General features: G+C 67.4%; 13 protein-coding genes. 2 read left to right on the top strand and 11 right to left on the bottom strand.

All coding sequences use genetic code 11. The features are described from left to right. The coding region (locus JOZ00_RS10270; RefSeq protein WP_293343355.1) for a helix-turn-helix domain-containing protein at window positions 1-169 on the top strand (169 nt) is incomplete at its 5' end. Here the strand turns inward: JOZ00_RS10270 and JOZ00_RS10265 are convergent. The 7 genes from JOZ00_RS10265 to JOZ00_RS10235 form a co-directional block, all read right to left on the bottom strand. Continuing rightward, entirely contained in the window at window positions 151-1,518 is a 1,368-nt protein-coding gene (locus JOZ00_RS10265) for a HAMP domain-containing sensor histidine kinase (protein WP_293343353.1), read from the bottom strand. The genes JOZ00_RS10270 and JOZ00_RS10265 overlap by 19 nt on opposite strands. 253 nt (window positions 1,519-1,771) lie before the next feature. After that, window positions 1,772-4,612: an aminotransferase class I/II-fold pyridoxal phosphate-dependent enzyme gene (locus JOZ00_RS10260; protein WP_293343352.1), complete on the bottom strand. Its 2,841-nt coding sequence runs from the start codon at window positions 4,610-4,612 to the stop codon at window positions 1,772-1,774. A 96-nt stretch (window positions 4,613-4,708) separates the two neighbouring features. Then, window positions 4,709-5,098, bottom strand: a complete 390-nt coding sequence (locus tag JOZ00_RS10255; protein ID WP_293343351.1) for an antitermination protein NusB — start codon at window positions 5,096-5,098, stop codon at window positions 4,709-4,711. Next, on the bottom strand, window positions 5,095-5,613 hold the full coding sequence (nusB, locus tag JOZ00_RS10250; protein WP_293343349.1) for a transcription antitermination factor NusB: 519 nt from the start codon (window positions 5,611-5,613) through the stop codon (window positions 5,095-5,097). Before nusB ends, JOZ00_RS10255 begins: the two co-directional genes overlap by 4 nt. Further along, window positions 5,610-6,173: an elongation factor P gene (gene efp / locus JOZ00_RS10245; RefSeq protein ID WP_293343347.1), complete on the bottom strand. Its 564-nt coding sequence runs from the start codon at window positions 6,171-6,173 to the stop codon at window positions 5,610-5,612. The genes nusB and efp overlap by 4 nt, the downstream gene beginning before the upstream one ends. Window positions 6,174-6,278: 105 nt before the next feature. Beyond that, window positions 6,279-6,536, bottom strand: coding sequence for a hypothetical protein (locus JOZ00_RS10240; RefSeq protein ID WP_293343345.1), 258 nt, complete (start codon window positions 6,534-6,536; stop codon window positions 6,279-6,281). Further along, window positions 6,533-7,642 (bottom strand): aminopeptidase P family protein, encoded by a 1,110-nt coding sequence (locus JOZ00_RS10235; protein WP_293343343.1) that lies wholly within the window; start codon window positions 7,640-7,642, stop codon window positions 6,533-6,535. Before JOZ00_RS10235 ends, JOZ00_RS10240 begins: the two co-directional genes overlap by 4 nt. Window positions 7,643-7,675: 33 nt before the next feature. On the opposite strand from JOZ00_RS10235, the gene JOZ00_RS10230 reads away from it, so the two are divergent. Beyond that, complete coding sequence (locus JOZ00_RS10230; RefSeq protein ID WP_293343341.1) at window positions 7,676-8,431, top strand: B-4DMT family transporter; 756 nt, start codon at window positions 7,676-7,678, stop codon at window positions 8,429-8,431. On the opposite strand, the gene aroQ is transcribed toward JOZ00_RS10230, so the two are convergent. The 4 genes from aroQ to aroC form a co-directional block, all read right to left on the bottom strand. Next, entirely contained in the window at window positions 8,428-8,865 is a 438-nt protein-coding gene (aroQ, locus tag JOZ00_RS10225; RefSeq protein ID WP_293343339.1) for a type II 3-dehydroquinate dehydratase, read from the bottom strand. The genes JOZ00_RS10230 and aroQ overlap by 4 nt on opposite strands. Continuing rightward, a complete protein-coding gene (aroB, locus tag JOZ00_RS10220; protein ID WP_293343338.1) occupies window positions 8,862-9,959 on the bottom strand; it encodes a 3-dehydroquinate synthase in 1,098 nt (365 codons plus the stop codon). Before aroB ends, aroQ begins: the two co-directional genes overlap by 4 nt. Beyond that, on the bottom strand, window positions 9,956-10,492 hold the full coding sequence (locus tag JOZ00_RS10215) for a shikimate kinase (protein ID WP_293343337.1): 537 nt from the start codon (window positions 10,490-10,492) through the stop codon (window positions 9,956-9,958). Before JOZ00_RS10215 ends, aroB begins: the two co-directional genes overlap by 4 nt. After that, a partial coding sequence (gene aroC, locus JOZ00_RS10210) for a chorismate synthase (RefSeq protein ID WP_293343335.1) occupies window positions 10,492-11,347 on the bottom strand: 856 nt, incomplete at its 5' end. The genes aroC and JOZ00_RS10215, both read right to left, overlap by 1 nt.

The following is an 11,347-nucleotide window of genomic DNA, read 5'->3' as shown; positions in this document are numbered from 1 at the left end:
TGTCGTGACGAAAACCGATATCGTGCAAGGCGTTTGGGATTGGCACTTCGATGGCCCCGAGAACATCGTAGAGGTGTACGTGCGCAATCTACGCCGGAAGATTGATATTCCCTTCGGTACCAATACAATTGAGACAATGCGTGGCGCGGGTTACCGACTGCTCCCCTGACCCACGCATTCGGGCAGGGTCACGACCATTCTGGTTCCGCCGCCCGGCCGGTCGGCCACGGTGATCGTCCCGTCGTGAGCGGTGACGACCTCGGCGACGATCGCCAGACCAAGGCCTGCTCCCCCGCTGGTGCGGGCGCGATCTGAATCCAGGCGCACGAAGCGCTCGAACACCCGGGTGCGTTCGGCGGGAGCGATCCCGGGTCCGTCGTCGCTGACGGTCAGCGTGACAGTTCCTTTTCGGCTGGTGAGCTCGACGTCAACGCGCGAATTCGCATGCCGGACAGCGTTGTCCACGAGGTTGCGGATCATCCGTGACACCGCCGCCGAGTCACCTGTCAACAGCGCCGGGCTGATATCGGTGTGGATCGCACAGGGCGCACCGCGCCGCACCCGCGCAGCCTCGGCCTCGGCAAGGTCATCGAGAGCGACCTGTTCTTTGCGCCGCACCAGTCGTTGCTCGTCGGCGCGGGCCAGCAGCAGCAGATCCTGGATCAGGGTGTGCATGCGTTGCGCTTCGGGCAGCAGGGTGTTGACCGCCAAGTCGGCATCGAGCAGGTCGGGGTGAGCCTCGGCGACTTCGAGCCCGGAGATGATGGTTGCCAGCGGGCTGCGCAGTTCGTGGGACGCGTCACCGAGAAAGCGTCGCTGCGCGAGGTGGCCGGCTTCGATCCGCGACAGCATCTCGTTCATGGTGAGCGCCAGGGCGGCAATCTCGTCTCGGCTGTCCGGGACGGGCACCCGTTCGGCCAGGTCGGATGTCGAGATCTCGGCCACCTGCGCACGGATCGCGTCCACCGACTGCAGCGACCGGCGCACAAGCCAATAGGTCGCCGCCGCCGCCACGGCGACGATGATCGGCGCGCCACAGGCCAGCAGGATCGCGACGGTGCGCGCCGTCGCCTCGACCGCCTCGCTTCCCCCGCCCACCAGCACGGTGTAATCACCGGATGCGGTCGCAACCCGCTGACCGCTGACCCGCATGTTGTCGCCCGCCACCGCGTCGTCGGGTAGGGCACGCAGGTTGAAGTCGAACTTGTTGACCGGGACCAACGGTGTTTGCGGTGCCGAGGCGGATCGCTTCACCACCGTGCCGTCGGGAGCGATCAATTGGGTTGCGATCACCCGTTGGTCGGTGTTCATCAGGGCGTTATCGAGTTCGGCGGGTGAATCGGACTGCAGGTCCTTGACGATGTCACGAACTCTTTCGGCGGAGGCGTAATCGACGCTGGCCAGCAACGTCCGGTAAAGAATTCCGTCCAGTCCCGCGCCGGCGATGGTGAGCGCGCACAGCACGACGATCGCCGACACAGCGGCCGAGCGAGCGGAAATGCCCAAGCGAGGGAGCACCGTTTGATTCTGCAGGGAACCCCTCCACCGCGGAACACGCGGCCCGCTGCGACTTCTCAGCGGCTTCTCAGCGGGCCCCTCCTAAGCTGGCGCCCGTCACGGTTAGTTCACGGACTCGACTGATTGACAGAGTCTTTCGGAGCGGTGACCGGGTGATACTCCGATTCCTGGTCGGCGTTGCGATCGCCCTCGGCGCCGGGGTCATCGGGGCGGCGCCGACGGGGGCGGACCCCAGTCCGTTCGGTACCCCGACTCAAGCGTCCTCGGCCCCCACTCGCACCGCGTCGTGACCGTTCAAACCCGAAGCGTCCGAGGGTAATTCGAAGGAAGGGAACGCGGTGCCGACCGCGGCGATCGCCGCGTTCCGTTGGGCCTCCATCCGTTGCAGGGCGGACTCGGTGAAGACCGACAACCCGAGATCGGGGTTATACCCGTGGATCTCCTTGACGTCGAGTTGGGCGAGAAAGTAGATGATCTCCTTCGAGACCACCTGACCGGGAACCAGCACCGGGAAACCGGGCGGGTAGGGCACCACGAACGTCGTCGACACCAGGGTCTTGCCCTCGGCCAGCCGCCGGCCCGCCGTGCCGATCAGCACATGCTCGCGATCGGTCTCCTCGTATCCGGCATAGAAGGCCGAACGCATGTCGCCGAAATTGCACGCGTCAACGGGCCGGAAGGCGACGTCGAACTCGCTGAAATCGGGCAGGTGTGGCAGGTCCTCGGTGATCTCCTCGACGCGGCGCTCCTGCAATCGCCGATCGGCGACGCTGGCCTCAGACAGGTCGCGGTCGAAATCGATTGCCACCCTGCGCAATACATCGAGCAGGTAGTGCACGCTCGACCACGTGACGCCGATCGTGAAGATCAGCAACACGCTGTTGATCGACGTCTTGTTGATCTGGATGCCGAACCGCTCCATCAGAATTTTCTCGCGGAAGTCGTAACCGTTCATTCCGGTCTTGCCGACGAACAGGGTCACCCGCGTCGCGTCCAGCACGAATTGGTCGGACCGCCACGCCTCGTTCCACTCGGCCAACGCCCCCTGCCTGACCTCGCGGTACGAGCTCACCGACGACGCCCGGAATTCCTCGGGCACCAGGTCCGACTCGTCGAGGATGCGGAACCACTTGTTGATCAACCGATCCCGGCGGACGCGATGGCGGAAGACCAGCGCCATGTCGTAGACCTGGCGGACCAGCTGGAAGCCTTCGATGTCGACCTGGCGGCGCGCCAGATCCAGCGACGCGAGCAGTTGCTGGTTCGGCGAGGTGGAGGTGTGCGTCAAGAACGCCTCGGCGAACGCGTCGCGGGTGAGCGCGTTGAAATCCTGGTCGCGGACGTGGATCATCGACGCCTGCCGCAGCGCCGACAGCGACTTGTGTGTGGAATGCGTTGCATAGACGCGGACCCGCGCGCGAGCGGGATCGGGCAGCAGCCGTCGGTCGAGCCACTCGGAACGGTCCACCCCCTCGATGGACGCCGCCCAATCCCGGTATTCCCGAGCGTATTCCGGGGACGCCAGCATCTGCTCGAGGCGTTCGGCGGACACCATCGCGGTCCGCTGGCGGGCCCACGGCACGGCGGTGGCGAACGCGTACCAGGCCTCGTCCCACAAAAAGCAGATGTCCGGCTTGATCGCCAGCACCTCCTGCATGACCTGCAGCGGGTTGTAGACCACGCCGTCGAAGGTGCAGTTGGTGAGCAACAGCATGCGCACCCGGTCCAGCTGACCGGCTGCTTCGAGGTCCAGCAAAGTCTTCTTGATGGTGCTCAGCGACACCGCACCGTAGATCGCGAACTGTGGCAACGGATATGCGTCCAGATACAACGGATACGCCCCGGCCAGCACGAGGCCGTAGTGGTGCGACTTGTGGCAGTTGCGGTCGATCAGCACGATGTCGCCGGGCCGGGTCAGCGACTGCACGACGATTTTGTTGGCGGTCGACGTCCCGTTGGTGACGAAGTAGGTGTGGTCGGCGTTCCAGGTGTGCGCGGCCTTGTCCATCGCCTTCTTGATGTTGCCGTGCGGGTCCAGCAGCGAGTCCAGGCCGCCGGACGTCGTCGAGGTCTCGGCCATGAAGATGTTGCGGCCGTAGAACTCTCCCATGTCTTGGAGCGACTTGGAGTTGAAGATGCTGGCGCCCCGCGCGACGGGCAAGGCGTGGAACTGACCGACTGGCGCCGCGGCGTATGCCCGCAACGCATCGAAAAACGGTGTGCTGTAACGGTTCCGCAAACCCGCGAGCACCGTGCTGTACAGGTCGGTGACGTCGTTGAGCCGGTAGAAGGTCCGGTCGTAGACGTCGGGTTCGACGTCGTCACCCGCCGCTATCGACTCGTCGGTCAGCAGATACAGGTCGATGTGGGGACGCAATTCCCTGATCCACTCGCCGCACTCGACCCAGTCGTTGGCGCTGTCCGGGATGACGCCGCTCGCATCCTCGTTGGGGCCCAACAGCGTGTTCATCAGCGGCACCCGGTCGCGCGAGCGCAGGCACAGGTCGTCGCGGATGATCGCGACCTGGATCTCACCGTTCAGCGCGACGGCGGTGATCGCGTCCTCCACGCTGGGCACCACGAGGACCTCGAACTGGACGTCGTCGGACGCACAACGCAACGCCCGCAGGCTCTCGGCCAGGCAGTCGTGCGTCGTGCTCGGGGCGTCATCGGCAAGCAGCACGGTGTAGAAGTGCTGCTGTTTGGCCTGCGCGACCAGCTCCTGGTCGGCCAGCGGAGCGGACGTGTCGAAAAGCCCTGCGCGATCCCCGTATTCGCTCAGCAGCCGCACGGCGAGGGAAACCTCTTCGGACAGCCGCACGGTGGACAGGCTCTCCAGGTGAGCGCGGAAGGCCGCCAGGTTGCCCGCACCCGGGTAAAGCCAGTACCGCTCGTAGGCGGCGATGCGGTCCATCAGGCGCTTCACCTTCGCCAGGTCATGCGTCTTGTCCAGGCCGGCGAGATCGACTTCGGCGAGGTGACGGCAGGCATCGTCGAGCAGGTTCCACGTGTCCACGCGTGCGTACGAGGGGTTGGCCACCGCCGCCAGCGCGGAGACCCGAAGTCGTCGCGGCTGTTTCGTGTAGCGATTCATCACGTCACCTGTCCTTCTGCTGCGGCTTGCGGCCGTCGGCGCAGCTCGTATTGTGACCCCGCTCCGCTGCCCGCGTGATCGTTTCGCGCAGCTGGATCAGTGGTCGAGCTCGTCGTCGCCGTCCACGACACGTCGGGTCGTCCGACTGCTGTCTACCCACCGCAGCACCGGCAGGTCCCATCGGCGGGCAGGCAACTCGGTGACGTCGGACAGCGACCTCACCACGCCCTGCGTGATGCCCATAATGGCCGCCATCACCGGCAGCAGCGGCTGCAGCGGCTTGGCCGCCGAGCGAACGGTGCTGATGCGGCGCGCCAGGATCAGTCGTTCGACGCAGTGATACAGCCAGGCGCCTACGCCCAGCGCGTAGATCGCGAGGACGGCCGCCACGATGGCGAGGCCGTAGGCGGCACACAAGACGGCACCCAGGACCACGGTCGCCGCCAGTACGGCCGCAACGAGGGCGCGCAGCTCCAGCCGGGTCATGACTGCGTTCCGTGCTCCTCCGGCGCCTCGGCGGCGGTCGAACCCGCCGCACCCCGGACCGCCTGCGCGGCCGCCCTGATCTGCGGCGTCACCAGCATGACGTGGCCCAGCACGCCGTTGACGAAAGCCGGCGACTCATCGGTGGACAGCTCCTTGGCCAGCTGCACGGCCTCGTCCACGGCGACCGGCTCCGGCACGTCATCGGCATACAGCAACTCCCACACCGCGACCCGCAGAATGGCACGGTCCACGGCGGGCAGCCGGTCCAGGGTCCAGCCCTGCAGATGGGAGCTGATCAGGTCGTCGATGTGCGCGGCGTGCTCGCCGACGCCTTGGGCCGCGGTGCTCGTGTACGGCTGCAGGGCGGCGACGTCGGGGTTCGACTCGGCAAGCGCGGTGCGGATGTTGACGAGCTCCGCCGGGCTCAGCCCGCGGGCCTCGGCCTCGAACAGCAGGTCCACGGCCCGCTTACGGGCCTGATGTCTCCCTTTAAGAGGCCGCGCGGGCTTGCTCACGCGTTGACACGCCCCAGGTAGCTCCCGTCGCGTGAGTCGACCTTCAGCTTGTCGCCGGTGTTGATGAAGAGCGGCACCTGAATCTCCGCGCCCGTCTCCATGGTCGCGGGCTTGGTGCCGGCGCTGGACCGGTCGCCCTGCAGGCCCGGCTCGGTGTGGGTGACCTCGAGTTCGACCGTCACCGGGAGCTCGAGGTACAGCGGCGCCCCGTCATGGAACGCCACCTGCACCGGCATGCCCTCCAGCAGGAATTTGGCGGCATCGCCGACCAGCGATTCCGGCAGCGGGTGCTGTTCGTAGTCCTGGCTGTCCATGAACACGAAGTCCGAGCCGTCGCGGTACAGGTAGGTGGTGTCGCGCCGGTCGACCGTGGCCGTCTCCACCTTCACGCCGGCGTTGTAGGTCTTGTCGACGACCTTGCCGGACAGCACGTTCTTCAGCTTCGTCCGCACGAAAGCCGGGCCCTTGCCGGGCTTGACGTGCTGGAAGTCGACGATCTGCCACAGCTGGCCGTCGATCACCAGCACCAGTCCATTCTTGAAATCGGCAGTGCTTGGCACGGTTCGGTATATCTCCTCGAGGATCGACAGTCAGCTACTCGACTGTCTGCGACTTTCTCAGCCAGTTTAGGGTGCGCCGTGGCCGGTGGCCCCGGGCCGGGGGGCTTACGCCGGGCGATCCGCCGGCGCCTGGCCCGACGCGGCCGACACCGGCTTGATCATCGTCAGCACGGGGACGTTCAGCGTGGTCCCGCTGCCGAACGGCATGTGCAACGAGAAGAACACGATCTGCATCTCCAGCCGCAGCTCGCGCATGGGCTGGGCATACATGTCCCAGCGGAAATCCCGCAGGCGAGCCAGCCCATGTCCGATCGATTCCATCCCGCGCACGACGGCGACTTTACCCCCGCGCATGGACGTCATGTCAGAACTGTCAGGTCCTTGGGGAACCTGGTCAGCAGCTCCGGGGTCTCTCCTGACGCTTCGCCGGGCACCACCAGCGTGTCCTCGATGCGCACACCGCCACGGCCGGGCAGGTAGACACCGGGCTCCACGGTCACCACGGAGCCGGCCAGCAGCGTCCCGGTCGACGTGGCCCCGATTCCGGGCGCCTCGTGGATCTGCAGCCCCACGCCATGTCCCAGACCGTGGCTGAACTGCTCGCCGTAGCCCGCGTCGACGATCGGCTGGCGCGCGGCGGCGTCCACCTCGCGCAGGCCGGCGCCCGGGGCGAGCGCCTCTCGGCCCGCCCGCTGCGAATCGGCGACCAGCTGATAGATCTCCAGCTGCCAGTCGGCGGCCTTGCCGAGCACGAAGGTGCGCGTCATGTCGGAGTGGTAGCCGGCGACCAGCGCGCCGAAGTCGATTTTGACGAAATCACCGTTGGCCAACGCCGCATCGGTCGGGCGGTGATGTGGGATCGCCGAGTTCGGCCCGGCCGCCACGATGGTCTCGAAGGAGATCGCGTCGGCGCCGTGGTCGAGCATCAGGGATTCCAGATCCCGGCTGACCTCACGTTCGGTGCGTCCCGGTCGCAGGCCGCCACGGGCCACCAGTTCGGCCAGTGCCGCGTCGGCGGCCTCGCAGGCCAGCCGAAGCAGGGCCACTTCCCCGGCGTCTTTGACCTCGCGCAAGGCCTCGACGGTGCCGGCGGCCCGGACCAGCTCGGTTGCCGCCTTGCGCTCGCCCAGCTCGCCGGTGAGCGCGTCGAAACCGTCGACCGTGACCACGTTGCTCTCGAAGCCCAGCTTCTGCACGCCACCGTCGGCGGCCCGGCCGACCAGGTGCCGCCCGAGGGCACGTTCGATCGCGATCTCGAGGCCCGCCGCCTGCTCGGCTGCCTGGGTGCGATAGCGGCCGTCGGTCGCCAGCACCGCTCCGCGATCGTCGGCGAACACGAGCAACGCGCCGTTGGAACCGGTGAAACCCGATAGGTATCGCACGTTGTTCAGGTCGGTGACCAGCATCGCGTCCAGCCCGATGGCACCGATTTGCGCTTTCAGATTGTCTCGACGCTGTGAATGTGTCACGGCTCTTGACGGTACTCGCTACGCTGATTGCCCATGACTAACTGGATGCTGCGCGGATTGGCATATGCCGCGGCCATGGTCGTCCTTCGTTTGATTCAGGGCGCCCTGATCAACGCGTGGCAGACGAATGCCGGTCTGTTCAGCGTGACGCTGCTGATTCTCTTCATCATCGCCGTGGCGGTGTGGGGAGTGCTCGACGGCCGCGCCGACGCCAAGGCCAACCCGGATCCCGATCGCCGCCGCGACCTCGCGATGACCTGGCTGCTGGCCGGGCTGCTGGCGGGCGTCCTCAGCGGCGCGGTCTGCTGGCTGATCGCGCTGTTCTACCAGGGTCTGTACACCGGGGGCATCCTCAATGAGCTGACGACCTTCGCGGCCTTCACCGCGCTCTGCGTGTTCCTGCCCGGGATCATCGGCGTCACGATCGGCCGCTGGCGGGTGGACCGCAATCCCCCGCCCCGCGGGGAACGCGACGCCGACGAGGAACGCGCCGATACCGATGTCTTCGCGGCCGTGCGTTCCGACGACGCGCCGACCGGTGGAGCGGCCACCGGCGCCGCCGCCCGGCACGAGGAGCGGACCGGGTCGGTTGCCACCGCCGAACGTAACACCGAGCGTGGGGCGCACACCGAGTCGCTTCCGACCGGGCGCTGGGGCGTGCCTGCCGAGGCCGACGAGCGCGAAGCACCGACCGAGTCACTCCCCAAGGCCGACGACGACCCGAAGACCGAGGTCATCCGTACTGGCGACGAGCACACTAAGCCGGGCTCTGAGCCCAAGAAGGACTAGGCTTCGGCGTTCGCGGCCAAATAGCGCAGGGCGAGCTGGTAGCCCTGGATGCCCAGCCCGACGATCACTCCGGTTGCGACCGGGCTGATGTAGGAATGCCGCCGAAACTCCTCGCGCGCATGCACATTGGAAATGTGCACCTCGATCAGTGGTGCACTCAATTCGGCGCACGCATCGCGTAGCGCCACCGAGGTGTGGGTGAGGCCGCCGGCATTGAGGATCACCGGCTCCCCCGCGTCTGCGGCGCAGTGAATCCAGTCCAGCAGCTGAGCCTCGTTATCGCTCTGTCGCACAACGGCTTTGAGGCCAAGAGCTGAAGCTTCCCGTTCGATCAGCTCGGCTAGCTGATCGTGCGTCGTGTCGCCGTACACGTCGGGCTCGCGGCGGCCGAGGCGACCGAGGTTGGGGCCATTGATAACGTTCACCGTGGTCACGAGCCACCGTCCTGAAAAGCAACTCCCCCGTAGGCCGCCGCCAGCAGCGACGGGTCCGGACCGGCCAGCCGCCCCGGTTTGCAAAGGCCGTCGAGGACCACGAAGCGGACCACCCCGGCCCGCGACTTCTTGTCCTGGGTCATGTATTCCAGCAACTGCGGCAAGGCGTCGGCGTCGTAACTGACCGGCAGGCCGATCGCCGACAGGATGCTGCGGTGGCGTTGCGCGGTCTCCTCATCGAGCCGCCCGGCAAGCCGGGCGAGTTCCGCGGCGAACACCAGACCGACCGACACCGCGGCGCCGTGCCGCCACTCATAGTGTTCGCGACGCTCGATCGCGTGTGCCAATGTGTGGCCGTAGTTGAGGATTTCGCGCAGCTCCGACTCCTTCTCGTCGGCGGCGACCACCTCGGCCTTGACGGCGATCGCGCGCCGGATCAGCTCGGGCAGCACGTCACCCGTCGGGTCCAGCGCGGCCTGGGGGTCGGCCTCGATGAGGTCGAGGATCACCGGATCGGCGATGAACCCGGCCTTGACCACCTCGGCCATTCCGGCCACAAGTTCGTTGCGCGGCAACGTTTCCAGAGTCGCCAGGTCGACCAGGACCGCGAGCGGATGGTGGAACGCGCCTACGAGGTTCTTGCCCGCGTCGGTGTTGATGCCGGTCTTGCCACCGACGGCCGCGTCGACCATGCCGAGCAATGTCGTCGGCACGTGCACGATGGAGACGCCGCGCAACCAGGTGGCCGCCGCGAACCCGGCCACATCGGTGGCCGCGCCGCCACCGAGGCTGACCAGTGCATCTTTGCGCCCAATACCGATGCGGCCCAACACTTCCCAGAGGAAGCCGACAACCGGCAGATCCTTGCCGTTTTCGGCGTCCGGGATCTCGATCCGGTGCGCGTCAACACCTTTGTCCGCCAAGCGGCTTCGGATCAACTCCGCGGTCTCCGTGAGGACGGGCTGGTGAACGATCGCCACTCGGTGCCGGTTGGACAGCAGGTCTTCCAACTCGGTCAGCAGGCCCTTGCCGATGATCACCGGATACGGCGGGTCGACGGCCACCTCCACGGTGATGGGTTCGGGGTGGGTCATGTGGCCGCCCCGCAGGAATGAGAGGCCGGTGCCTGCAACCGCGAGACGATGTGGCGGACCACGGCCCCGGGATTGCGGCGGTTGGTGTCGACGCGCATGGTCGCCACCCGGCGGTACAACGGAGTTCGTTCAGTCATCAGCGTGCGAAACCTTTCGGCGCGGTCGGGCCCGGCCAACAGGGGCCGCACGGCGGTGCCGCCGGTGCGCCGCACCCCCTCGCCGGCACTGATCTCCAGGAAGATGACGGTGTGCCCGACGAGCGCGTCACAGACCCCCGCGGTGGTGACGGCGCCGCCGCCGAGCGACACCACGCCGTCATGCTCGGCTAACGCGGCACGCACCGCTTCTTCCTCGATGCGGCGAAACTCCTGCTCCCCGTCGCTGGCGAAGATGTCGGCGATGCTGCGGCCGGTCTGCTGCTCGATGGCCACGTCGGTGTCGAGAAAGCCGACCCCGAGCGCCTTGGCCAGCCGCTTTCCAATGGTCGTTTTGCCGGACCCGGGCAACCCGACAAGCACCGCCCTGGGGGCCATTACGCGGTACCCCGGGCGGCCGGCGACTCCTGGTCGGCCACGGCACGCAGGTAGGCCGAGACATTGCGGCGGGTCTCGGTCAGCGAATCGCCGCCGAACTTCTCGAGCGCCGCGCGGGCCAGCACCAGCGCCACCATGGTCTCGACCACCACGGCGGCGGCCGGCACCGCGCACACGTCCGAGCGCTGGTGGATGGCGACGGCCTCGTCGCCGGTGGCCATGTCGACGGTGGCCAGCGCCCGCGGCACGGTGGAAATGGGCTTCATCGCGGCGCGCACCCGCAACGGCTGGCCATTCGTCATGCCGCCTTCGAGACCCCCGGCGCGGTTGGTAGAGCGGACCACGCCGTCGGGTCCGGGGTAAATCTCGTCGTGGGCGCGGCTGCCGCGGCGGCGGGCCGTCTCGAAACCGTCGCCGATCTCGACACCCTTGATCGCCTGGATGCCCATCACCGCGGCGGCCAGCTGGCTGTCCAGCCGGTTGTCGCCGCTGGTGAACGAGCCAAGACCGATCGGCAGGCCCAGCGCCACCACCTCCACCACACCGCCGAGCGTGTCGCCGTCCTTCTTGGCGGCTTCGATCTCGGCGATCATGGATTCCTCGGCCGCCTTGTCATAGGCGCGCACCGGGCTGGCGTCGATCGCGGCCAGGTCTTCCGGGCGCGGGGGCGGCCCCCCGTAGGGCGCCGACGGGCCGATCGCGATGACATGGGACAGCACCTCGACCCCGAGCGCCTGCCGCAGGAAGAACCGCGCGACGGTGCCCGCCGCGACGCGGGCGGCCGTCTCGCGGGCGCTGGCCCGCTCCAGGACCGGACGGGCGTCGTCGAACCCGTACTTGAGCATGCCCGCGTAG

Origin of the sequence: Mycobacterium sp. (assembly GCF_019243155.1) — a bacterium.
Lineage (GTDB): Bacteria > Actinomycetota > Actinomycetes > Mycobacteriales > Mycobacteriaceae > Mycobacterium.
This window is presented reverse-complemented; position numbering and strand designations above follow the sequence as displayed.